We start from the raw sequence: 23,511 nt of genomic DNA on the forward strand, positions 1-23,511 counted from the left end.
AATATAATGAGTATTAGATTACAACCATCTGATAAAGCAATCGACTTCAAATTATTAGGCGACGATAATAAAGAGCATACATTAAAAGAATTCTTAGGGAGTAAGTTAATACTATATTTTTATCCAAGAGATAACACATCCGGCTGTACAAGAGAAGCTGTAGAATTCAGTGATTATTATGAAGAAATAAAAAAACTGGGAGCAGAGGTCATTGGAATAAGTCCTGACTCTATAAACTCTCATAAGAAATTTAAAGAAAAACATGGTATCAAATTTTTGCTTTTATCAGACCCAGATAAAAAAGTTGCAGAAAGCTATGGAGCCTTTGGCGAAAAGAAAATGTATGGAAAAATAACAAAAGGAATTATCAGATCTACTTTTATTATAGATGAAAATGGAGTAGTAATAAAATCTTTTTATAACGTAAAAGTTAATGGACATGTAGAAAAAGTACTAAAAATTTTAAAAGGACTTGCCAATGAGTAGTGAAAAATACAGTTTTGAAAAAAAAATGCAACGTCTTGAAGAAATTGTAAATATACTCGAAAATGAAGAGCTTGGAATTGAAGAATCACTTAAACTCTTTCAAGAAGGGATGAAAATCGGAAAAGAATGTAAAGAATTTTTAAAAAAACTTGAACTTAAGGTAAATAAAATCTTAGAAGTAAATGAGGATGGTACATTAGATTCGGAGCCTTTTGATGAGTGAAAATTTCAATTTAAAGAACTATATTAAGTTTTTTGCAAATAAAGTAGATGAATGGATGCGTAATAATATCGTTTATCCAAATAAACATATTGTTGGTCTGTTAGAATCCATGAGATACAGTCTCTTTGCAGGTGGAAAAAGATTAAGACCAGTACTTATATATTCATCTTATGGAATCTTTGAAAGTTATTTTGATAAAGTAACTCCTTACGCAGCCGCTGTAGAAATGCTTCATACCTATTCTTTAATCCATGATGATCTTCCAGCTATGGATAATGATGATTTAAGAAGAGGTAAACCCACAAATCACATTATGTTTGGAGAAGCTACCGCAATTCTTGCAGGTGACGCTTTATTAACCTATGCATTTCAAGTTATGCTTGATAAAACTTTAAACCCTGATATCCCTGAAGATGTTATGATTGAAGCAGCTTATAAGCTTGCAAAACATTCTGGATTTGAAGGTATGGTTGGTGGTCAATATGCAGATATAAATAATGAGGGAAAAGTTATTGATGAAGAAACTTTGTTTTTTATTCATATACATAAAACTGCAAAATTAATATCTTATTGTTGTGAGCTAGGAGCCATACTTGGCTTTGGAGATGAAATAGATAAAAAGAGAATGTGTAGTTTCGGTAACAAAATTGGTTTAGCCTTTCAAATTGTGGATGATATACTTGATATCACAAGCACAACAGAACAGTTGGGGAAAAATGCAAAAAGTGATGAAAAAAACAATAAAGTGACCTATCCTCAGATTTATGGTCTTGATAATTCAAAGAAAAAAGCTAAAACATTGATTGATGAAGCAATAGATGAAATTTCTGTATATAAAGAAGCTGCTTCTCCTCTTGTAAAAATAGCCAAATATATTTTTGAAAGGACAAATTAATGAAACTTCTAAAGCAGTTGAAATTACCTGATGACATAAAGAAGTTAAGTTACAACGATTTAAAAAAACTAGCATCAGAAACAAGACAACTTATTATAGATGTTTGTGCTAAAAACGGTGGACACATAGCTCCATCTTTAGGTGTCGTAGAACTTACATTATCTCTATTAAAAAACTTCGATCCTCTTCACGATAGAATTATTTGGGATGTGGGACACCAATCCTATGCTTATAAGATTCTGACTGATAGATTAGATAAATTTCATACTCTAAGGCAGTTTAAAGGGATTAGCGGCTTTAACAAACCTTCAGAAAGCCCCTATGATGCTTTTGGTGTGGGACATACCAGTACATCCGTTTCTGCAGCATTAGGAATAAGAATGGCTGACGAAATAATAGGAGAAAAACGTAAAATTGTAGCAATAATTGGTGATGGAGCATTAACTGCAGGACTTGCCTTTGAAGGTTTAAACAACCTTGGACATTTAGACAAAGACACGATTGTAATCTTAAATGATAATGAAATGTCCATAAGCAAAAATGTGGGAGCAATTTCAAGTTACTTATCAAGAGTAATGACAGGTGAATTTTATACTCATTTTAGAAAAGATGTTCAACATTTATTAGAACATGCCCCTCTTGGTGATAAATTGTTAAAAATGGCAAAAAAATTTGAAGAAGGTGTAAAAGGGTTCTTCACTCCAGGTATTTTGTTTGAAGAATTGGGATTGAAATATATAGGCCCCATCGATGGACATGATTTAAAAGAGCTTGATAAAGCAATATACAATGCAAAAATACAAGACGGTCCCACATTAATCCATATTATTACAAAAAAAGGGAAAGGTTTTAAACCTGCAGAAGAAAACCCTGAAAAATTCCATGGTGTATCTTCTTTTGACATAAAAACCGGAAAGCCGATAAAATTTAAAAGTAAAACTTTTACAGAAGTTTTTGGTGATACACTTTTAGAATTAGCTAAACAGTATGATAATATTGTTGCAATTACAGCAGCTATGAAACCAGGAACTGGTCTGAATAAATTTGCTGAAGTATTTCCAAAAAGGTTCTTTGACGTAGGAATTGCTGAACAACACGCAGTTACATTTGCAGCAGGACTTGCAATTGGTGGATGTAAACCATATGTAGCAATATATTCGACTTTTCTTCAAAGAGCTTATGACCAAATAATACATGATGTTGCTTTACAAGATTTGCCTGTTGTATTCTGTATTGACAGAGCAGGTCTTGTTGGTGCCGACGGTCCAACTCACCATGGAAGTTTTGATATTTCATACCTTAGAACTGTTCCAAATCTCCATATAATGCTTCCAAAAGATGATTTTGAATTAATTGAAATGCTAAAAATAAGTTATGAATTAAATAAACCTATAGCCATAAGATATCCCAGAGGAAATATAAAAGCATATGATTTACCAAAAACACCAGTTACACTTTATGAACCAGAAATTATCAATGATTCTGGTGAAATTCTAATTATTAGTGCAGGCCATATTTTTGAAGAGGTGTTTGAAGCCTATAAGAATTTAATAAACAAAATCCCAGCAGCTCTTATAAATTTGAGATTTATAAAACCGTTAAATTATGAAAAAATTGTTAAAATAGCTAAAAATAAAAAAATGATAATAACTGTTGAAGAAAACAGTATAAAAGGTGGTGTTGGCGATGAAATAATTTCCATATTAATAGAAAACAATATTTATCCTGATAAGTTTATAAAATTAGGAATACCCGATAAATTTATTGAACATGGGCCTATCATTGAGCTTAGAAAACTTATAGGATTGGATGCTAAATCAATTGAAGAGAAGATTATTTCTGAATGGGAAAAGATAGATTAGATAAAATTCTTGTCTCAAAAAAGCATGTGGAATCAAGAGAAAAAGCACAACGATTAATAATGGCAGGTCTTGTTTTTGTAAATAATCAAAAAATTGAAAAACCTGGCACTAAAATAGATGAAGATGCAGAAATTTTTATTAAAAACACCCTACCCTACGTAAGTAAAGGGGGATTAAAACTAGAAAAAGCTGTCAAAGTTTTTAATCTAAATTTCAAAGACAAAACAATTTTGGATATTGGTGCTTCAACGGGTGGCTTTACCGATGTTGCTTTAAAAAATGGAGCCCTTAAAGTATACGCCGTTGATGTAGGTAAAGGTCAATTGCATTACACTTTACGAAATAATCCAAAAGTTATTAATATTGAAAAGTGTAATTTCCGTTACATAACATTTGAACAAATTGGAGAAAAAGTAGACATTATCACAAGTGATGTCTCATTCATTTCATTAACCTTAATAATACCCAAAACTCTACAGTTTTGCAAAAAAGAAACCGAATTTATTATGCTTATCAAACCACAGTTTGAAGCCGGAAGAGAGCAAGTAGGTAAAAAAGGTGTTGTGAGAAATATTGAAGTGCACAAAGAAGTAATAAAAAAAATTATTGATTGTGCAGAAACTAACGGTTATAAATTAAAAGGGCTAGCAAAATCACCCATTAAAGGTGCAAAAGGAAATACTGAATACCTAGCCTATTTTGTCTATTTAGAAAACATTAATGAAAAAGCTGATTATAATGATTTAATTGAGAGAGTGATTAATGAACAATATTGCACTGATTGCTAAACCACATTCTGAAACATCTAAGCCTGTAGCTCAAAAAATATATACCTTTTTAAAGGAAAAAAACAAAAATATATTACTTGACAAAAGAGCCGCCTACGTTTTGAATTTGCCGTCAAACAGTGAAGAGGAAATTAAGGAAATTTCTGAGTTGATTATAGTGCTTGGAGGAGATGGAACATTAATTTCTGCCATACGGTTGATTGATAATAAAGATACTCCAATTCTTGGTATAAATTTAGGTAGATTAGGATTTCTCACAGAAACCAAAGTACATGAAGCAATCCAAATTTTGGAAAATATTTTACAAGATAATTACAAATGTGAAAAAAGAATGAAGCTACATGGAAAAATTCTCAATAATGATAACGACAATTATCACATGGAAGTATTAAATGACATAGTAATCCATAAAGGTGCTCTTGCTAGAATAATTGAAATGGATGTTTTTATTAATGATATGTTTGTAAACACTTACCGCTCTGATGGTCTTATCATTGCAACTCCCACGGGTTCTACAGCTTACTCTCTTGCTGCTGGAGGACCTATAGTATTTCCTACTATGGACTCAATTTTAATTACTCCTATCTGCCCACATTCACTTACTCACAGGCCCATTATAATTCCTGATGATTCTGTTATTAAAATAGTTATAAAAAGTGAGGATGAAAAAATATTTATTACATTTGATGGACAGATTGGTAAAAAATTAGAAAAAGGTGACAATATAATAATAAAAAAATCAACCAATTTTGCTAGATTAATTATCCCTCACAACAGGAATTATTTTTCACTTCTCCGAGAAAAACTAAATTGGGGTAACAAGTAATGCTATCATACCTCAAAGTTAAAAATTTCTCAATTTTTGAAGAAATTGAAGTCGAATTCGATAAAGGACTCAATATTGTCACTGGTGAAACAGGTGCAGGAAAATCTTTATTTATCGAAAGCATAAAAATGCTTCTCGGAGATAGGTTCTCTCGCGATAAGCAAAGAAACACTCTCCAAAAAACTGTATTTGAAGCTCTTTTTGAGGATACAACATTGGACAATGAGACTAAAGAAAAATTCGAAATAGACAATTCACTAATCTTAAGAAGAGAAATAGATTCATCAGGAAAAAACAGAATCTTTATTAACGGAATTCTTGCTACACTAAATGAGTTAAAAGAAATTGGTAAAAAACTTGTGGATATTCATGGACAACATGATCATCAAGTTCTTTTAAATCCAGACGCTCATAAAACTTTTATAGACAAGTTGGTCAATGAAACAATTATTAAAGACTTTAAAAACACATATAAAAGTTACATTGAAATCAAAACAAAGCTTGAAAACATCATAAAAAACAGGCAAGAATTAGAAATTAAAAAACAGATATTACAAGAACAACTCTCTGAAATTGAATCCTTAGATATTAAACCTGATGAAGATTCACAATTGGAAGAAAAAATTAAATTCTTATCTAACATTGAAAAAATTAAAAATGCTATTGATGCTTCTTTGCAAATCTTAAACTATGGTGAAATTAACATCGAAAAACTTCTTTCTGAACTTTCTCACCACCTACTTGCTATAAAAGATTTAAAATCAGAATTATCATCCGTATACGAGAAGATTGATAACATCTCTTATGAGATAAATGATATTGCACATACACTGGAAAATATAATTGATTTTGAAGATTTTAATGTTGATGATTTAAATAATCTGATAGACAGAAAAATTACTTTAGACAAGTTATTAAAACGTTACGGCCCAACTATTGAAGACATAATAAATCATAAAGAAAATATAAAAAAAGAACTTGACTCCCTTGATACGGGAGAGGAATACATCGAGAAACTTCAAAATAAAGTATTGGACACCTTTGAGAAACTTAAAAACAAAGATAGTTTACTGTACAAAGAAAGAAAAAAAATAGCACTAAATTTGAAAAATGAAATCATGGCAATCCTCCATGAACTAGAATTAAAAGATGCAATTTTTGAAGTAAAATTTACTGAACATGGTAAAATAACTGCCAATGGAAGTAAAATCCCAGAATTCTATATTACAACAAATAAAGGGTTTAAACCTGCACCACTATCCAAAGTGGCTTCAGGTGGTGAACTTTCAAGAATTATGCTTGCACTAAAAGAAATTTTTGCAGAAATCGATGAAATAAGTACACTGATTTTTGATGAGGTAGATACTGGAATAAGTGGTAAAACTGCAAAAAAGGTTGGTATTAAACTAAAAAATCTATCAACCAAAAAACAGCTTATAGTAATCACTCACCTACCTATAATAGCAGCTATGGGTGACACTCATTTTCATATTATAAAAAATATTAATAATAATAAAACATTCACAATAATTAAAAAACTCAAAGAAAATGAAAGAAAAAAAGTACTTGCAACCATGATTTCAGGAACAGATTCGCAATCATCTATTTCACAAGCAGAGGAGCTTCTAAAATTAAATGAATAAAATTATAGCGTTTATTGTAACAAGTATATCTCAAATAGGTTATGTTGGAATTATACTTCTTATGGCACTTGAAAGTTCTTTTTTTCCTTTCCCTAGTGAAATAGTAATCCCTCCGGCAGGATATCTTGCTTCTTTAGGTAAAATGAGCCTAATTGTGGTTGTTATTTGTGGAATTACAGGGAGTATTTTAGGTGCTCTTTTTAACTACTATATAGCTTACAAATTCGGCAGGAAATACCTAATAAAATATGGGAAATACCTTTTCATTGATGAACATAAATTCAAAAAAATTGAAGTCTTTTTCCAAAAACATGGGGAAATAACTACCTTTGTAGGCAGGCTACTTCCAGGTATTAGGCAATACATTTCTTTTCCTGCAGGACTTGCAAAAATGAATCTCGTTAAGTTTATTCTTTATACCGGAGTAGGATCTGGAATATGGGTAATAATTTTAGCATATGTTGGATTTTTTGTAGGAAATAATATTGAACTTGTGAAAAATAATCTTCACAAAATAACTTTTTATATGATACCTTTTATTGTTATACTTATTGTTATATATATTTTTAACAAAAGGAGAACAAATTGAAAAAATTCTATACAATAATTTTCCTTTTTTATTCTATTTTTAGTTTTGCAAACACATTAACTGTTAAAAATGGAGATTCAATTTACTCAATCTTAAACAACAAATTAACACCTAAAGAAATATTAGTACTCAATAAAAACCTTAAAAAGGCTGATCCTAAGTTTGTTTTAAAGAAAGGTATAAGTTACACACTTCAACCTAGTAAAATGATAATTCATGATAGTTTTACAAAAGATATTATTCTTGATTTGAATTCGTTGCAGGTAAAAATAATAAAATACCCAGTTAAAAAAATTGATACTGTAGTTTCCGGCACAATAAATAATAGCCTTTTTACAGCTATCAAATCAATAGGTGAATCAGATGAATTAGCAGTCAGACTTGCTGAAATATACGAATGGGAAATAGATTTTTTTAAAGATATCAGACCAGGAGATCAATTTACTATAGTTGTTGAAAAACTTTTTTGTAAAAATAAATTTATAGGGTACGGTAAAATACTTGGTGCTGATTTTGTAAATAATGGGAGACTGATAAGAGCTCTTTATTTTGAAGAGAAAAACATCAGAGGTTTTTTCACTCCTGAGGGCAAATCTCTTAAGAAAGGTTTCTTAAAGGCTCCTTTAAAGTTTGGAAGAATTACATCAACCTTCAAACTAAAAAGGTTACATCCAGTTTTAAAAACATACAGACCTCACTATGGCGTTGACTATGCTGCTCCAACAGGAACACCTGTTCATGCAACAGCAGATGGTATTGTGGCAAAAAGAAGTTATTCAAAAGCAAATGGATATTACATCAAACTAAAACACAATAACGGATATTATACTTATTATTTACACTTCTCTCGATTTAAAAAAGGATTAAAAATAGGTCAATATGTAAAACAAGGTGATATAATTGGATATGTAGGAATGACTGGTTATGCCACTGGACCTCATGTAGATTATCGAATAATGAAAAACGGTAAATTCATAAATCCGCTAAGATTCAAATCTCCCACAAAAACATTACCAAAAAACCTTCGGTTAAGTTTTAGAGAAAAGACAGAATACGTCGAAGCTCTGCTCAACTCAACTTATTACAAATATGCAAAACTACAATTATTACAATAATATTAAAGTTTTTAACTCTTGTACCGATTGTTTTTTTATCTGGAGGTAGTCATGAGCATTAAATTTAAGATAATTTTGTCTTATATGTTGATTTCATTCCTTTTCTTAATCGCTGGTTTAATTTCAATAACATCTTTTAAAAAAATTTCCAACCAATTACACAAAGATATTTCTAGCTCTATCAAATTACAAACTTTTTTAAAGGATATTCAATCAGATTTTCTCAAATTATCCTCAACCCTAAAAGATATAAAAGCAGAAGAAAAAATTGAACAGGTGAATAAATATAAAAAAAACCTTAATAATTCCATTCAAAAAATAGACAAAAATCTTCAATCTATTAATTTTGACTTAAATGGTTTGGAAAGCAATTTACAATCAATAAAAAAAGACTATAAAAAATTTTCATTACTTTCACAAAAACTTATTTCTTTAAAAACAGATTACTTGAATACATCTGCAGAAGTTATAGAAATCTTTGATAAGATAGACAGTTTGTACAGACAACAAAAGGGTGAAACTTTTATAATCACATCTAACACCAAAAACAATAATGAGCTAATGTTGCTCAGTAAAATAATGGAAGATATACTTCAAATCAAAATCTACTCTTAGTTATTAATCAACTTTACAGATGAGTTTGACATTGAAGATGCAAAAGATTCTATTATTAGTTACTCAAGAACAATGGTAGCCATTATCAATACTTTTTTAAAAGGTGGGACATATCAAAAAACCACTATCACTAAAGTAACTGATAAGAAAAAAATAAAACATTTCAAAAAACTAATAAAACTAAATAAACAGATTCAAAGTGAAGCCACAAATCTCTTCGAAAAACATATGAAAAAAAACAAAATTAATGCACAACTATTTAATGTTTTAGAAGAGGTTAATAATTTAAATAACTCTCTAGAAATGAAAATAAATAAAATAGTCTCTATCTCTAACCAAAAAGTATCAAACTCTTTCAAAAAAATTGACTCATCAATTAACAAAACAAATAGTATATTAATAGTTACAGTCTTTATAGTTATTTTAGTGGGACTTATTATAGGTATTATATCTTCAAATAAGATTGCAAAAACAATCAATCATGCTGTAAGTCTTGCTAAGAAAATTGAAGATGGAGATTTGACTGCACAAGATATTACTTCAACAGGTAAAGACGAGCTTGCAATTTTAAGTAATTCGCTAAATGAAATGAAAACAGGATTAAAAACAATTGTAAAAAAAATTATGAATACAATTAATACCTTAAAAGATATTAGTTTAAAGTTAGAACAAGAAATGCAAGGTATGTCATGCTCTTTCAACGATGTCAGTTACAATATAGAAAATACCGTAGCAGCAACAGAGCAACTTTCTCAAAGTACATATGACATAAATAATAATATTAATACTAGTATTTCAAATTTAAATACTGTAAGAGATGATGTATTGAAAAGCAATGATTTGTTAATCAGATCCATAAATGACGTCTCAAATATCTCAAAAGATTTAGGAAAGGCATCTGTAAATTTAACAAATTTAAAAGAAGCTAGTAAAAAAATACATAACGTAGTAAACATCATTATCGATATAGCTGACCAAACTAACTTACTTGCCTTAAATGCTGCCATTGAAGCTGCAAGAGCAGGTGAACATGGTAGAGGTTTTGCTGTAGTAGCAGATGAGGTTAGAAAGTTAGCGGAGAAGACTGCAAAATCTGTAAACGATATTTCTGAAATGATAAAAACTATAAATAGTGAAATTGACAACTCCGTATTAATGGTAAATGATGGAATATATGCTATTGATGAAGGAATAATAAACTTAAAAAATTTAGGAAATAACTTTAATAACAATATTCAAAAACTTGAGGAAGCAATCAATGCAATTAACCCAATAGTCAATATGATTGAAGAATTAAACTCTGCAGTTAACTCAATTGCAGAATCACTTAATAATATTAACAATACAAACGCCGAATGTAGCCATAAAGTTCAGAACGTTTTTGATTTGTCTAATAAACTTATCAATATAAACAAAGAATTATCTAAAATAATTGAAAAATTTAAAGTATAAAAAAACCCTTTATCCTTTAAAAATTGGCAAACTAGCTGTCAAACACATGAACAATCTTATAAAAATCATTTAAAAGCTCTGCATTGTCCATTTATTATTCAAGTAATATCAATCATTACCACTTTTTAAGACCAAATTGGTTTATTTTCCTGTGAAGATATGTCCTTTCAATTTCAAGAACTTTTGCAGATTGTGATATATTCCAATTATTACTCTTCAATACTTTTGCAATATAATTCTTTTCAAAAATTTCTTTGGCTTTTTTCAATGGCAAACCCATGCTAATAATTTCAAAATCATCATTTTTAATCCCCTTCAAAAATCCAGGAACATCATCTACAGTAAGTTTATCCGATTCAGATAAAACAACCATTCTCTCAACTGTATTCTTAAGTTGCCTCACATTACCAGGCCAGTCATATTCAATAAATAACTCCATCAAATCATCATCTATCTCTTTCAAATCTAATCCATTACTATAACATGATTCTTTAAGAAAATGTTTTACCAACAATGGGATATCTTGCTTTCTTTGTTTAAGAGGTGGGACATGAATGGGCACAACATTTATCCTATAATATAAATCTTCCCTAAATCTTCCCTCAGCAATCTCTTTTTCGATATTTTTATTTGTTGCAGAAATTAACCTAAAGTCAGATCTAATAATTTCATTCCCCCCAAGTCTCGTAAATTCAAATGTTTCCAATACTCTCAGCAACTTTGCCTGCATTACCAAATCCATATCTCCAACTTCATCTAAAAATAAAGTTCCTTTGTCAGCAAGTTCAATTTTGCCTATTTTTCTATTTATAGCCCCCGTAAACGCACCTTTTTCGTATCCAAACATTTCACTTTCTATCAATTCAGATGGAATAGCAGAACAATTCAATTCTACAAACCTTTGGTTCGAACGCTTACTTAAAAGATGAATAAGTCTAGCTACATGCTCTTTCCCTGTCCCATTATCACCAGTAATAAGTACCCAAGCATTTGTTGGAGCAATTTTTTCAATCCTACGCTTCAATTTTATAATTTCATCACTTTCTCCTATCAACTCATACCTTTTTAATAAATCAAATTTATAATATTTTAAGTCTCTTACCAACTCAATTTTATCATTTATATGTTTGAGTAATAATATTATCCTATCTAATGAAAGCGGTTTTTCTAAGAAATCATATGCACCATTTTTTATTGCATCAACCGCATTCTCTATATTACCATGTCCGCTTATAATTATGACCTCTGTTTCTGGAAAATATTTTTTAATATCTTTCAATCCCTCATTACCATCCTTATCAGGAAGCCAGATATCTAGAAATATAACATCATAAATCTCGTTTTGTAATTTTTTAAAACCATCTTCAAATGTTAAAGCAAAATCAGCTTCATGCCCCTCATCTTCTACAATATCTTTTATTGTACCACATATATTTTTCTCATCGTCAATAATTAATATTTTCATTACTTACCCCAGTCACTTTTCTTAAACTTAATATTAAAAATTGTATATTCATTTTCAACACTTTCAACAAATATCTCCCCATCATGCTCCTCCACAATCTTCTTTACAATTGATAAGCCAAGACCCGTACCTCCTGATTTTTTACTAAAATAGGGTAAAAATATTTTATCAACATCCTCTTTTTTTATACCTACCCCATTATCTTTAAATGAAAGTACTATATACTCTTTATTATCTGACATATTGATTTCAATCATGCCATTATCATTAACAGCTGCAATGGCATTATTTAGCAAATTGTGGAATAATCTTTTAATTTGAGAAACATCTCCATAAAAATAAATTTTTTCTTTGATATTAAATATGAAATTGATTTTATTATGAGAGATTTTATAAAATTCTACAACTTCATTCAAAACATCACTTAAATTAAAATAGGACTTATAAATATTAGGCATTCTAGCAAATTCATTAAACTCATTCACCATTTTGTACAAATCATTTACTTCAAAAATTATGGTCTTGATACTTTTTTGTATCGTTTGTGATACATGACAATTCTCTTCTTTTAATTTCTTCAATATTCTTTCTGCATTTAATTTTATAGGTGTAAGTGGATTTTTAATTTCATGAGCTATACGGTTTGCTATTTCTTTCCATATTTCATATTTTTTCACATTAAGTATATCCGTTATATCATCCATAAAAAGAATAATATTGTCAGGTTCATCGTGACTTAAGTAAACCTTCGATAAAGTAATTGAAAATGTCTTTTTAATACTATGAATTTCCAAATCCTTTTGAAAACTCTTAATCTTTTCATTATGTTTATTAAAAAATTCTTTTAATAACTCAAGAATTTCATCCCACCACTCTTCTCCAATTTCTAATATTTCTTTTGCTTTGTCGTTTAGCTTTAAAATTCTGAGATTCTCATCAAAAAGAAAGATAGCTGATTTAGTGTTTTTAAAAATAGTATCTATATACTGGTTATCTCTAAATATTTGCCTGTACATTTTATCAAGTTCTATATTTTTCTTATTCAACTGTTCAGTATGTTCTTTCAATCTACTAGCCATTTCATTAAATGATTTAATTAAAACCAGCAGCTCATAATCCCCTTCTTCCTCTAGTTTTACATCCAAGTCACCTTTTGATATTTTTTTCGAAGCTTCTGCCAATGCTCCTAACGGTTCAGTAATATTTTTAGAAAAAACAATACTTCCCCAAATTCCTGCTAAAGCTACAAGTAATGTCATCAAAATAAGAAGAATTTTATAAGAGTTTTTAACAGGTTCTGCAAAAAATTTTATCTGGCTATAATTTCTATAAGAATCCATTATTTTAGAAACTTTTTGAGCTTGCGCTGGAGGTACTATTTTATAAACAAACAGTGCTCCTAAAATTAACTTTTTGGATGTTTTAGCAGAAACAGGTGCACCAACCCAATAAATTTGATTGTCACCAAAAAATTCATATTTCGCTACCTGTTTTGCATTTTCCACTATTTCTACCACAGTTTCCTTATCAACCAAAAAGTTTATATAATATTTTTTATCTTCTGATAAAATTCTATTTCCCTCTTTATTATAAACGGCAACACCATCAATCCTATTATTTTGAAGATACTCAACAATAAAATTTTTAAGCTCACCATAATTCCTCTGATATAAAAAACCTTTAGTAGTCAAAAGCTTCGATAGTATAGAGGTTTGTTCAACTAAATCCTGTTCTAATTGATTCTGGTATCTTTGCATTAAATCTACAGAACTTTTTAATGCCTGTTCTACTTGTGCATCAAACCATTTATTAATACTATTATTAATAATACTAATTGAAAAAACAAAAACTATTGATACAGGTATTACACTAAGTATAATTGAAAATATCACCAATTTACTCTGAAGAGATGTACCAAAAACTCCTTTACTCTTAGTAAAAAAAATTTTTGCTAAATTTCTAAAGATGACAATTAACAAAGCAAGCAATAGCACTATATTTAAATTTATGAGTAAAAAAATAGATATATTTGAGGTAAAAGGAAATTCAGAATTAACAAGTTTTGAACTAACAATAAAATTTATTAAAATTAGTAATACTAGTAGAATGAAGTAAAAGAAAATTCTTTTATGCTTAGTTTTATCTCCAATAAGCATTAAACAAGGCCTAAATCCTGTGCCACTTGTTCAATTAATCCCTTATCTATCATATGATTCTTTATCAAAAAACCTTCAAATAAAGCATTATCACAAATAGTATTTATTAACCTAGGAATTCCTTTGGAATATTCATAAATTTTATTTACAGCTTCAGAATCAAAAATCATCTCTTCTAAGCCAGCAATTTCTAATCTATGTTTAATATATTGAGAAGTTTCATCTAAGCTCAACGGTTCTAAAGTAAATCTCATAGAAACTCGCTGAAAAAGTGGCTTGTCCTGTCTTAAATTATCTTCTAACTCAGGTAAACCAAACAAAACAAATGTAATTAACTTACCTTTCTCATCTTCGAAATTTAAAAGCCCTCTCATCTCTTCCATTACTTCTTTTTTAGAAAGCATCTGAGCTTCATCAATTAATATAACTACTTTTTTTCCCATTTCATTAATCTTAGAAAGCTCTTGATAAAGGGCATTAACCATCTCATGCTTTTCAGTAGGAATATTTTGCACTCCTAATTGTAAACAAAGCTTTTTTAAAAACCATTTAGATGTCACTTCAGAATGCACAACTACAATTAATGCGGCGTCATACTTATCCGGATCAAGCTCTTCAAAAAACAGTCTTGCTAAAATAGTCTTACCTGTACCTATTGGACCTAAAACCACACCCAAACCTTTTTTATAATCAATAAGATAATTCAATTTATTTAACACTAAAGAATGTTTTTTTGTCTTATAAAAATATTTCAAATCAGGAGTATTGTTAAAAGGCAGTTCTTTCAATCCGTAAAATTCTTTTAATCCCATTATTTAACCTACAAAAATGATATCTTTCTTTTTACATTTTTCTTTTTAACTGTTTGTCCGAGTTCTTCATAAACTTCTTCTGAAACACTTTCAGTATAGCCAGAATATTGCTTAAGCTTCTCTTTTAAATCACGAAAATTTATATCAATATTTGCTAATTTATCAAAATATACTTTTGCAGTATCTTTGTCACCTTTAGTTTCATAAATAAGAGCAAGCTCATACAAAGAATTTTTCACTTTTTCTATATCTTCAAAATCAGCCAAAATTAGCTTATGAATATTTATAGCATTATCATATCTACCCATTCTCTTATAACATTCTGCGAGCATATATAAGCTTTCATATTTTTTATCTCCATAAGAAGCTTTTTTAAATTCTTCCACAGCATCTTCATACAACTCCATTTCAAAATAAGCTAAGGCTAAATCATAATGTGTCTCATAATCATCTTGTGAAACAACATCATTAATACTTTTTCTTATATTTTCAATTAAACTTCTTTCATCTTTATCTAATTGTATGATCTTTTTATCTGCATCTGTTTTATCTTCAACAAACTCATCCAAATCTATAAGCTCACCACTATCTTCCAATTCATTAAAAAACAAAAATATTTTTGATGCATAATCCTTAACTTTCTCATTATCAGGATATTCAAGCAATAAATCATCTACTATTTCTTTAGCTTTTTCATATTCTCCAGAGTTAATAAGCTCTTCAATCTCATCCAACTTTGACTCTAACGACTCATCATCTTTTCTTTCATCTTTAACCCCAATTTCAGGTAAGTCCAACTTATCCTCAGCAATAATATCATTAAAATCATCTTCTAATAACATTTCATTATCTTTATCTTCATCTTTATCTTCTTCTTTTTCAATCTCTTGCACATCTTTCAAATCAAGATCTAAATCAAGTTCAAAACCATCATTAGCTTCAGTAACAAAATCTGTGCCTAAAACTGTGCTCTCAAGCCCAGAAATTGCTGTTTCAACTGTATCGTTGTTATTCTCTGATATAATTTCATCAAATTTACCAAATTCTAGATCTTCGAGATTAGTTTTGCTTTCTTCTTCTAAATCAATATCATATTCTTCATTACTTTCCAGTGATATCCCATATTCCAATTCATTAATATAATTCAAAATTCTTTCAGCTTTTTCAGTATCGTTTCTCAAAGAATAAATTTCAGCTAATTTCTTATATATTGCAATTTGTAAATCTTTTGCTTGGCATTTCCCAGCTAGTGTTACCATTAAATCCAAAAGCACATCGTCATCTATTTTATTATATATATCTTCAACAACCTGAACAAACTCGATTTTGAAATCATATTCTGGCAACTCATTTATTTCTTTAATGAGATCAGATATGTTGTCATAATCATCATTATTTAAATAATAATTTATCAAATCTTTATATATAACAGGCTCTTTATATTTATTTTTCAATTCACTATAAAAATCCAAGTCCATATTTATGGGATAATACTTTTTTAGAATATTATAAAAATTTAAATCAAAAGTTTTTTTAAGATAACTCTTCCCAAATTCAATGAATATATCCTTCTTATCTTCATTTTCTTGAAAGTATGGTAACATAAAAGGAATAACGTCAGTAAGATCACATTTATGTTTTAAACCTATTTCAGAAAAATACATTATGTATTCTTTTAAATGTTCTGTTTGTTCTTTTTGGTATCTTTCATAAGCAACCTTTAGTGCAGAATAAAGAAATTTACAAATCTCAAAACTTTTTTGAAACTTATCCAATCGTTCCAATACAAGCTTAAAATTAAAAATATTGTCCCTATCTATTTCAGTAATCTCTTTTAAAATATCAATAGATTTATCAACAAAACCTTTCTTTTCATAAATATCACTCAAATGAATTAAAGTGCTTAATTGCTCACCAATAAGACCTTTTCTTTCATATGCCTGAGCAAGTTTTCTATAAAATTCAAACTCCTCAGGAAAAAGTTTTAAAACTTTTTTTATTTGAGCTATAACTTTATCAGTATATTTTGCATCTTCTAATTTTCCAATCAAGCGTTTATATGTCTCTAAGGAATCAGACTTTTTCCCTAATCTATACTGAATATCTCCAAGTAAATTCCAGGCGACATAATCATTTTCTTTTTCAGATAAATATTTTTTACATTCTTTTAGTGCCTTCTTTAACTGCCCTTTTAGAAATAATTTTTTTATATCCTGTAAATCCAACTCTTTACTCTTAAATAGTCTCATTTAAAATATTCCTATTAACTTATGAACTTGAGGTACAAAAAAAATTTTTATACCATAACTATAACCTATATCAGATAATTTATCAAGTAAATCTAAGTTTAAACAATTGTTTATAAACTGTATATAAAGTTCATCAACCCCATTCTTTACCATTTCAACAAAAACAGCTTTTATCTCTTTTAAATCTATATCTTCACTAATAACTACTTTATAATATACCTTGTGATCGATTTTTTTCAAATCTCTAATTAGATTAGCTGGATATCCATAACCAAAAACTGACTTCATTTTGATATCCACACTAATTATATCAAAATAATCTGATAGCTCAATGATTTCATCTACTAGATAACCACTTGTCTCTAGAAACATTTTTATTCCGCTATCTTTCATGATGGGTAAAAAGTCCCTCAAAAAATCTTTCTGTATCAATGGCTCACCACCGGTAATTGAAACAGAATGAAATAGATCAAAATCATAATGTTTTCTTAGTATTTGAAAAAAATCCTTTGGTGAAATAGGATTTCTATATTTAGTACCTTCACATAAGAAATTTTCAGAAAAAGAAAAGTCTGTATCACATCCTTTACAATTAAACACACAGTTGGCTAGTCTGATAAAGATTTGTCTAGCCCCAACAAACTTACCTTCCCCTTGATATGACTTAAAAACCTCTTTTATAAAACCTTTACTCAAAATATTCTGCTGCAGCATTATCACTTTCCCAAACAACAACCGATTTTATAAGATTTCCAAATCTCTCTTTCATTTTATCATATATATATTTTGCAATATTCTCACTTGTAGGATTAACTTTTTTAAAATACTCATGATCATTTAAAAAAATGTGGTCTAAACCATTCAATAGGCTCTTCAATTCTTTTTTAATCTCTTTAAAATCTATCAGCAAACCTGTTTCATTTAATTTCTCACCTTCAAGATAAACCTCAACACGCCAGTTATGTCCATGAAGGTTTTCACACTTCCCCTCATAGTTTCTTAAAAAATGAGCACTTGCAAAACTATCAATCACTCTTAACCTATACATTTTAATAACCCCTCCAATTCATCATTTGTTAGTTCTTTGTATTCTCCAACATCCAGCCCTTTTATAGTAACATTCCCAACTCTTACCCGTATCAACCTCTCTACTTTAATTTTAAAATGTGAAAATATATTCCTTACCTGTCTTTTTTTTCCTTCCACTAAAATAACTCTATAACGATTCCTACCTTCATACCAAAGTTTACAAGGCAAATATTTAAAATTGTCAGTTTCTAACCCATTTATTATTGTTTTCTCTTCTTTTAATTTTAGCTTTTTATTTACATATACAATATATTCTTTCTCCACTTTATTTTCTGGCCTTTGGAGGTTATAAATCAACTCACCATCATTTGTAAAAATTATTAGCCCTTCACTATCATAGTCTAACCTACCAGAATAACCAAGCTTATGATTTCTAAAAAAAGGGATATCAAGTAAACTTTTTTTACATCTAAAACTATCATAGGAAGTAAGCATCCGTCTCGGTTTATAAAATCTCAAATAAATTCTTTTAGAAAGTTCCAACAACTCACCATTAACAATGATCCTATCTTGCACCGAAAATCTTTCAGCTGGGTTGTATACCATTAGACCATTTACAGTTACCCTACCTTCAAAAATAAGCTTGTCAGCTTCTCTTCTAGAATATTTGCCACTTGATGCAATTAGTTTATTTAATCTAATCAATTTTTTTTCAACTCTTGCCATTCTCTAAATGTTGGTAGTTCACTTAAATTATTCAACCCAAAATATTCAAGAAATTTGTTGGTTGTACAGTAAAGAAGCGGCTTCCCGGGAACATCTTTTCTACCTATTATCTTAATAAACCCTTTATCTAAAAGATTCTTTATAATGGACGAGCTATTAACCCCTCTAATTTCTTCAATCTCTGCCTTAGTAATCGGTTGTCTATACGCTATAACAGCAAGAGTTTCAAGAGTTGCTTTGGTAAGAGAATCTTTCTTTTCCCCAAAAACTTCCACCAAAAATTCATACACACTCTCATCACTTACCATTTGATAACCATTTGCCACAATCCTAATTTTAAGACCAATATCAAGAGAATTAAAATAATCTATATAATCAATCAATCTATTTTCAAGGTTAACTGGATCCATAATCTGACGGAAAGTCTTAATAGAAACAGGTTTACCAGATAAAAAAAGAGCAGAATAAAAAAGTTTTCTTTCATCCATTCTTAACTTTCACCATAAAATTACTAAAATTTGATTCTTGAACAGCGATAATCACTTTTAATTTTATAAGTTCTAATATTGCCAAAAAACTCACAGCCACTTCCTTTTTATCAATACACTTTTTTATAATCTCACTCCAAAAAACTTCTCTTCTCTCAAGAACAAAGCTTTTTATTTTTTTTATTATTGTATTAATATCAAGACTCTTTCTTTCTAACGTTATAGTTCTTTCCCCTTCCTTTTTCAATAAATCAAAAAAATGTCTTGCTATAGTATAAGCATCACCAATAGGTTCAAAATCTTTTTCTAAAAAAATTGTATCTTCTCTCGTCATACACATAGAAGCTTTAGACTCTTTGTCACGTAAAATCTCAGCTACATCCTTATAAAAAGAATATTCTATTAGACGCTGAGTAAACAAAAACTTTTCTTCTTCCACATCCATTTCTTCATCTACAACCTTATTTTGTGGTAGCAACATCTTTGATTTTAAATAAACTAAGTAGGAAGCCATCTGTATAAAATCTGAAGCAATTTCAATATCCATTTCTTCCATTTGCTTAATAGTATTTATAAACTGATCTGCTATAACAGATATAGATATATCATAAATATTCATCTCATTCTTATAAATAAGATGAATAAGTAAATCCAAAGGACCTTCAAAATTCTCTAATCTTACCTCTAGAAGGTCGCTCATCTACACTCTCATTGCTTTTCTCACTTTATCCATAATTGCCCCTGCAGTTTCCTCTGCTTTTTTCTGTCCAGGAGCTAAAAATTCATCTATATCCTTTATCAAGGTTTCATAATATTTTCTTTTCTCTTGAATAGGCTCAAGAAAAGCAAATAAATGCCTCAACAATATCCTTTTACAATCTATACACCCAATCTTTGCATTTTTACAACCATCAATAATCTCTGTTCTTTCTTCATCGGTAGAAAATACTTTATGATAATCAAAAACCGGACATATATCAGGATCTCCAGGATCACTTCTTCTTTTTCTATTGGTATCGGTCATCATAGTCAAAATCTTTTTTTCAACACTTTTCAAATCTTCACTCAACATTATTGTATTTCCATAAGATTTGCTCATTTTCCTACCATCTGTTCCCAATAATTTTGGAACCTCAGTTAATAGACCTTCTGGTTCAACAAAAATCTCACATTTATATAAGAAATGGAACCTACGTACAATCTCTCTACTAATTTCAATATGTGGTAACTGATCAACACCTACAGGAACGTATTTTGCGCTATATAATATGATATCTACTGTTTGTAAAAGAGGATAACTTAAAAAACCAATATTATTTAAATCCCTATCTTTCAACTCTTGTTTAATCTCCTTATAAGAAGGGCATCTCTCAAGCCAACTTACAGGTGTAATCATTGATAAAAGAACAAACAGTTCGGCATGATATAAATTTTTAGATTGTATGAAAAGAGTGCTTTTTTTTGGATCTATACCAACACTCAACCAATCAAGGACTAAATCTCTTCGATATTCCTCAATATTTTCAGGATTCTCATAACTAGTTGTTAAAGCATGCCAATCAGCAACAAAATAAAAACATTCATATTCATCTTGAAGTTTTACCCAGTTTTTCAAAGCACCAAAATAATGACCAATATGAAGCTTACCCGTTGGTCTCATACCACTCAAAACTCTTTTCATAACCACCCCTTGTTAAATTAGCAACCTTATCAAAAAATGTATTATAGGAAAAACTATGTAGTCGACTACTCGAGTAATAATGAGAAGTAAAATAATTATAAATCCATATCTTTCAAATTGTGCAAACTTTATCTGTTTATTAAGTGGTAAAAATGATTGTAGAATCCTGCCACCATCAAGAGGAAGAACAGGAATCAGATTAAAAATACCAAGAGCAATGTTAATCTGAACAGAAAATATGAGCATCATTGTTATAGGAAACAAAACTTTTAAAATCAAAGGGTTATTTGTGTTAATAGATGAAACTATGTGGTAAAGTAATGCTGATAAAACTGCTACCAAAAAATTTGCAGCAGGCCCAGCCGCTGCTACCAAAGCAACTCCATACTTTTTCCTGGCAACCACACTGAAATTAACAGGAACAGGTTTTGCCCATCCAAACAATCTTGTAATCAACAGAAATAACAAACCAAGAATATCAATATGAACAAAAGGATTCAATGTAAGCCTGCCAGCTCTCTTTGCAGTATCATCACCTAACAAATATGCAGCATAACCATGAGAAGCCTCATGAACAGTTACTGCCAAAAGAAACGGTACAATAGCAATGCTTAAATCACGTAAAAAAGAATTTATATCAAACATAATTTTTATAAATATCAGAAGGATATTATAATGTCAAAACATTTATCAATCTTACTTTTTTATATTCTAGATATAATAGATTAAAATATCTTTCATTATATTTTATTTACTTCACTATACTCTATTTCCCTTTAACATAGCTTCTATATAAGCAATATCTTCTTTATAGGTAATTTTAATATTTTCAGGGTATGATAGTACATAACCAACTTTTTCACCCAACATCTCTAAAGCTTGTGCCTCATCAGTAATTTTTAATCCTTTATCACATACATACCTCAGTGCTTCAATAAGTTTAAATCTGTCAAACCCCTGTGGCGTATGGGATAATAATAATTTTTCTCTGTCAACAGTTTCTTTTATTATACCATTTTCAATAATTTTTACAGTGTCTCTAATCCTTAATCCACAAATTACCCCTTTGTATTCGCCTAGCTTATCAACAAGTTCTCTCACAACTTCTTTTTTAACTATAGGTCTTACCGCATCATGAATTAAAACATATTCCGCATTAGACGCTAATAAGCAGTTAAATACTGTGTTAAATCTCTCTTTGCCACCCTCTACAATTGTCACATTATCAATATTTAACTCATCTAATAAATTTTTTATAAAAATTTCATCACTATCTACCTTACAACCAATAATAAAATTATTGAAACAATAGCTTTCTTTTAAATGTTTCAAAGTATAATAAAAAATTGGTTTCCCAAATATTTCGTAAAATTGTTTTTTTACAGTACCACCAAATCTCTTTCCAACCCCAGCTGCAGGTATCACAATATCAATCTTTTTCATATTAGCTTAGTAAAAATAATCCTGCCAGTTTCTGTCTGTAAAAGACTTGTAACTTCAACCTTAACTTTTTCTCCTATATGTCTTTTCCCATTTTCTACCACTACCATCGTTCCATCTTCCAAATAGCCAACTCCCTGATTATGCTCTTTCCCTTCTTTCACAAGGATTATTTCCAATTCTTCGCCAGGTAAAACCGTCTGTCTTAGAGCAATAGCCAAACTATTAATATTCAAAACTTCTACATTCTGTATTTCAGCCACCTTCAATAAGTTATAATCAGTTGTAATAATCTTACCTTTTAGCTTTTTAGCAAGCATTACAAGTTTTTCATCCACCGTACCCACATCAGTAAAATCCGATTCATCTATAATTAGTGGAATTTTCTTCTGTTCTTTTAATCGTTGCAAAACATTTAGTCCTCTTTTCCCTTTTTGTCTTCTCAAATGTTCATGTGAATCTGCTATATTCTGTAATTCCTTCAACACAAATATAGGAATTATTAACACCCCTTCCACAAATCCAGTATCAATCACATCAACAATCCTACCATCAATCAGCGTAGAAGTATCAAGAACTTTTGGAATTTTAAGAATCTTAGTTTTAACAGGTTTTAAACTTATTTTTGAAAAAAGATTTTCTACTATTGTATAATTTTTATAGCCTAGCAAAATTCCAATATAAGTTACAACAAAGTAAAAACCTAGTTTTATCGGTTCATTTGTAATAAATGTACTCAAAGGATACATTATAAGATATCCAAGTATTAGAAAAACGATGCCACCAATTAATGCACTTACAGTCTTTAAGCTCTTCAAGTCGCTGATAAGAGTTTCGATTAAATTAATGGCTAAAATTACACCTAAAGAATATGCTACAGCATAATAAATATCAATCCCAATCTTGTTTCTTAAAAAAACAAAAACCACAATTATTATAGCAGAATAAATAAATCTAAACAACCACATAAA

General features: G+C 29.3%; 24 protein-coding genes. 11 read left to right on the top strand and 13 right to left on the bottom strand.

Going from position 1 to position 23,511, the window contains the following annotated elements:
• The first annotated feature begins 6 nt into the window (after nt 1-6).
• The 11 genes from OWK30_RS01725 to OWK30_RS01775 all read left to right on the top strand — a co-directional run bounded on the left by OWK30_RS01725 (nt 7) and on the right by OWK30_RS01775 (nt 10,494).
• Nucleotides 7-486, top strand: a complete 480-nt coding sequence (locus tag OWK30_RS01725; RefSeq protein ID WP_423322990.1) for a peroxiredoxin — start codon at nt 7-9, stop codon at nt 484-486.
• On the top strand, nt 479-709 hold the full coding sequence (xseB, locus tag OWK30_RS01730; RefSeq protein WP_423322992.1) for an exodeoxyribonuclease VII small subunit: 231 nt from the start codon (nt 479-481) through the stop codon (nt 707-709). The genes OWK30_RS01725 and xseB overlap by 8 nt, the downstream gene beginning before the upstream one ends.
• Entirely contained in the window at nt 702-1,604 is a 903-nt protein-coding gene (locus tag OWK30_RS01735) for a polyprenyl synthetase family protein (RefSeq protein ID WP_423322994.1), read from the top strand. Before xseB ends, OWK30_RS01735 begins: the two co-directional genes overlap by 8 nt.
• Nucleotides 1,604-3,466 (top strand): 1-deoxy-D-xylulose-5-phosphate synthase, encoded by a 1,863-nt coding sequence (gene dxs / locus OWK30_RS01740; RefSeq protein WP_423322996.1) that lies wholly within the window; start codon nt 1,604-1,606, stop codon nt 3,464-3,466. The genes OWK30_RS01735 and dxs overlap by 1 nt, the downstream gene beginning before the upstream one ends.
• Nucleotides 3,448-4,254: a TlyA family RNA methyltransferase gene (locus tag OWK30_RS01745; protein WP_423322998.1), complete on the top strand. Its 807-nt coding sequence runs from the start codon at nt 3,448-3,450 to the stop codon at nt 4,252-4,254. Before dxs ends, OWK30_RS01745 begins: the two co-directional genes overlap by 19 nt.
• Complete coding sequence (locus OWK30_RS01750) at nt 4,229-5,080, top strand: NAD(+)/NADH kinase (protein WP_423323000.1); 852 nt, start codon at nt 4,229-4,231, stop codon at nt 5,078-5,080. The genes OWK30_RS01745 and OWK30_RS01750 overlap by 26 nt, the downstream gene beginning before the upstream one ends.
• A complete protein-coding gene (gene recN, locus OWK30_RS01755; protein ID WP_423323002.1) occupies nt 5,080-6,723 on the top strand; it encodes a DNA repair protein RecN in 1,644 nt (547 codons plus the stop codon). The genes OWK30_RS01750 and recN overlap by 1 nt, the downstream gene beginning before the upstream one ends.
• The gene (locus OWK30_RS01760; RefSeq protein WP_423323004.1) at nt 6,716-7,312 is read left to right on the top strand and encodes a DedA family protein; all 597 of its coding nucleotides are present in this window, start codon (nt 6,716-6,718) and stop codon (nt 7,310-7,312) included. The genes recN and OWK30_RS01760 overlap by 8 nt, the downstream gene beginning before the upstream one ends.
• A complete protein-coding gene (locus OWK30_RS01765; protein WP_423323006.1) occupies nt 7,309-8,427 on the top strand; it encodes a M23 family metallopeptidase in 1,119 nt (372 codons plus the stop codon). The genes OWK30_RS01760 and OWK30_RS01765 overlap by 4 nt, the downstream gene beginning before the upstream one ends.
• Before the next feature lie 51 nt (nt 8,428-8,478).
• Nucleotides 8,479-9,042 carry a CHASE3 domain-containing protein gene (locus tag OWK30_RS01770; protein ID WP_423323008.1) on the top strand — a complete coding sequence of 188 codons (564 nt, stop codon included), beginning with the start codon at nt 8,479-8,481 and terminating at the stop codon, nt 9,040-9,042.
• 72 nt (nt 9,043-9,114) lie between these two features.
• The gene (locus OWK30_RS01775) at nt 9,115-10,494 is read left to right on the top strand and encodes a methyl-accepting chemotaxis protein (protein ID WP_423323010.1); all 1,380 of its coding nucleotides are present in this window, start codon (nt 9,115-9,117) and stop codon (nt 10,492-10,494) included.
• 115 nt (nt 10,495-10,609) lie between these two features.
• Here the strand turns inward: OWK30_RS01775 and OWK30_RS01780 are convergent, their stop codons facing one another.
• The 13 genes from OWK30_RS01780 to OWK30_RS01840 all read right to left on the bottom strand — a co-directional run bounded on the left by OWK30_RS01780 (nt 10,610) and on the right by OWK30_RS01840 (nt 23,508).
• Nucleotides 10,610-11,959, bottom strand: a complete 1,350-nt coding sequence (locus OWK30_RS01780) for a sigma-54-dependent transcriptional regulator (RefSeq protein ID WP_423323012.1) — start codon at nt 11,957-11,959, stop codon at nt 10,610-10,612.
• Nucleotides 11,959-14,115 (bottom strand): ATP-binding protein, encoded by a 2,157-nt coding sequence (locus OWK30_RS01785; protein ID WP_423323014.1) that lies wholly within the window; start codon nt 14,113-14,115, stop codon nt 11,959-11,961. Before OWK30_RS01785 ends, OWK30_RS01780 begins: the two co-directional genes overlap by 1 nt.
• Entirely contained in the window at nt 14,115-14,927 is an 813-nt protein-coding gene (locus tag OWK30_RS01790; RefSeq protein ID WP_423323016.1) for an ExeA family protein, read from the bottom strand. Before OWK30_RS01790 ends, OWK30_RS01785 begins: the two co-directional genes overlap by 1 nt.
• An 8-nt stretch (nt 14,928-14,935) precedes the next feature.
• Nucleotides 14,936-17,176, bottom strand: a complete 2,241-nt coding sequence (locus OWK30_RS01795) for a tetratricopeptide repeat protein (RefSeq protein ID WP_423323018.1) — start codon at nt 17,174-17,176, stop codon at nt 14,936-14,938.
• Complete coding sequence (locus OWK30_RS01800; protein WP_423323106.1) at nt 17,177-17,890, bottom strand: 7-carboxy-7-deazaguanine synthase QueE; 714 nt, start codon at nt 17,888-17,890, stop codon at nt 17,177-17,179.
• Complete coding sequence (queD, locus tag OWK30_RS01805) at nt 17,865-18,224, bottom strand: 6-carboxytetrahydropterin synthase QueD (RefSeq protein WP_423323020.1); 360 nt, start codon at nt 18,222-18,224, stop codon at nt 17,865-17,867. Before queD ends, OWK30_RS01800 begins: the two co-directional genes overlap by 26 nt.
• Nucleotides 18,212-18,931 (bottom strand): pseudouridine synthase, encoded by a 720-nt coding sequence (locus OWK30_RS01810; protein WP_423323023.1) that lies wholly within the window; start codon nt 18,929-18,931, stop codon nt 18,212-18,214. The genes queD and OWK30_RS01810 overlap by 13 nt, the downstream gene beginning before the upstream one ends.
• On the bottom strand, nt 18,907-19,419 hold the full coding sequence (gene scpB, locus OWK30_RS01815; RefSeq protein ID WP_423323025.1) for an SMC-Scp complex subunit ScpB: 513 nt from the start codon (nt 19,417-19,419) through the stop codon (nt 18,907-18,909). The genes OWK30_RS01810 and scpB overlap by 25 nt, the downstream gene beginning before the upstream one ends.
• Entirely contained in the window at nt 19,412-20,119 is a 708-nt protein-coding gene (locus tag OWK30_RS01820) for a segregation and condensation protein A (protein WP_423323027.1), read from the bottom strand. The genes scpB and OWK30_RS01820 overlap by 8 nt, the downstream gene beginning before the upstream one ends.
• On the bottom strand, nt 20,120-21,100 hold the full coding sequence (gene trpS / locus OWK30_RS01825; protein WP_423323029.1) for a tryptophan--tRNA ligase: 981 nt from the start codon (nt 21,098-21,100) through the stop codon (nt 20,120-20,122).
• A gap of 12 nt (nt 21,101-21,112) precedes the next feature.
• Entirely contained in the window at nt 21,113-21,745 is a 633-nt protein-coding gene (locus tag OWK30_RS01830) for a site-2 protease family protein (RefSeq protein WP_423323031.1), read from the bottom strand.
• A gap of 114 nt (nt 21,746-21,859) precedes the next feature.
• Nucleotides 21,860-22,543 (bottom strand): 2-C-methyl-D-erythritol 4-phosphate cytidylyltransferase, encoded by a 684-nt coding sequence (gene ispD, locus OWK30_RS01835; protein WP_423323033.1) that lies wholly within the window; start codon nt 22,541-22,543, stop codon nt 21,860-21,862.
• Nucleotides 22,540-23,508: a PIN/TRAM domain-containing protein gene (locus OWK30_RS01840; RefSeq protein ID WP_423323035.1), complete on the bottom strand. Its 969-nt coding sequence runs from the start codon at nt 23,506-23,508 to the stop codon at nt 22,540-22,542. The genes ispD and OWK30_RS01840 overlap by 4 nt, the downstream gene beginning before the upstream one ends.
• Nucleotides 23,509-23,511 lie beyond the last annotated feature (3 nt).

The sequence above is a fragment of the Deferribacter abyssi genome, assembly GCF_049472655.1.
In the GTDB taxonomy this organism is placed as follows: Bacteria; Chrysiogenota; Deferribacteres; order Deferribacterales; family Deferribacteraceae; genus Deferribacter; species Deferribacter abyssi.

Bases quoted from the DNA above. Each gene is read 5' to 3' on its own strand.
- ispD (WP_423323033.1), bottom strand. From the start codon at position 22,543: ATGAAAAAGATTGATATTGTGATACCTGCAGCTGGGGTTGGAAAGAGA.
- OWK30_RS01760 (WP_423323004.1), top strand. From the start codon at position 6,716: ATGAATAAAATTATAGCGTTTATTGTAACAAGTATATCTCAAATAGGT.
- OWK30_RS01735 (WP_423322994.1), top strand. From the start codon at position 702: ATGAGTGAAAATTTCAATTTAAAGAACTATATTAAGTTTTTTGCAAAT.
- OWK30_RS01795 (WP_423323018.1), bottom strand. From the start codon at position 17,176: ATGAGACTATTTAAGAGTAAAGAGTTGGATTTACAGGATATAAAAAAA.
- trpS (WP_423323029.1), bottom strand. From the start codon at position 21,100: ATGAAAAGAGTTTTGAGTGGTATGAGACCAACGGGTAAGCTTCATATT.
- queD (WP_423323020.1), bottom strand. From the start codon at position 18,224: ATGTATAGGTTAAGAGTGATTGATAGTTTTGCAAGTGCTCATTTTTTA.
- dxs (WP_423322996.1), top strand. From the start codon at position 1,604: ATGAAACTTCTAAAGCAGTTGAAATTACCTGATGACATAAAGAAGTTA.
- OWK30_RS01790 (WP_423323016.1), bottom strand. From the start codon at position 14,927: ATGGGATTAAAAGAATTTTACGGATTGAAAGAACTGCCTTTTAACAAT.
- OWK30_RS01775 (WP_423323010.1), top strand. From the start codon at position 9,115: ATGGTAGCCATTATCAATACTTTTTTAAAAGGTGGGACATATCAAAAA.
- OWK30_RS01800 (WP_423323106.1), bottom strand. From the start codon at position 17,890: ATGCTGCAGCAGAATATTTTGAGTAAAGGTTTTATAAAAGAGGTTTTT.
- OWK30_RS01780 (WP_423323012.1), bottom strand. From the start codon at position 11,959: ATGAAAATATTAATTATTGACGATGAGAAAAATATATGTGGTACAATA.
- OWK30_RS01810 (WP_423323023.1), bottom strand. From the start codon at position 18,931: ATGGCAAGAGTTGAAAAAAAATTGATTAGATTAAATAAACTAATTGCA.
- OWK30_RS01745 (WP_423322998.1), top strand. From the start codon at position 3,448: ATGGGAAAAGATAGATTAGATAAAATTCTTGTCTCAAAAAAGCATGTG.
- OWK30_RS01770 (WP_423323008.1), top strand. From the start codon at position 8,479: ATGAGCATTAAATTTAAGATAATTTTGTCTTATATGTTGATTTCATTC.
- xseB (WP_423322992.1), top strand. From the start codon at position 479: ATGAGTAGTGAAAAATACAGTTTTGAAAAAAAAATGCAACGTCTTGAA.
- OWK30_RS01820 (WP_423323027.1), bottom strand. From the start codon at position 20,119: ATGAGCGACCTTCTAGAGGTAAGATTAGAGAATTTTGAAGGTCCTTTG.
- OWK30_RS01785 (WP_423323014.1), bottom strand. From the start codon at position 14,115: ATGCTTATTGGAGATAAAACTAAGCATAAAAGAATTTTCTTTTACTTC.
- recN (WP_423323002.1), top strand. From the start codon at position 5,080: ATGCTATCATACCTCAAAGTTAAAAATTTCTCAATTTTTGAAGAAATT.
- OWK30_RS01830 (WP_423323031.1), bottom strand. From the start codon at position 21,745: ATGTTTGATATAAATTCTTTTTTACGTGATTTAAGCATTGCTATTGTA.
- scpB (WP_423323025.1), bottom strand. From the start codon at position 19,419: ATGGATGAAAGAAAACTTTTTTATTCTGCTCTTTTTTTATCTGGTAAA.
- OWK30_RS01750 (WP_423323000.1), top strand. From the start codon at position 4,229: ATGAACAATATTGCACTGATTGCTAAACCACATTCTGAAACATCTAAG.
- OWK30_RS01840 (WP_423323035.1), bottom strand. From the start codon at position 23,508: ATGTGGTTGTTTAGATTTATTTATTCTGCTATAATAATTGTGGTTTTT.
- OWK30_RS01725 (WP_423322990.1), top strand. From the start codon at position 7: ATGAGTATTAGATTACAACCATCTGATAAAGCAATCGACTTCAAATTA.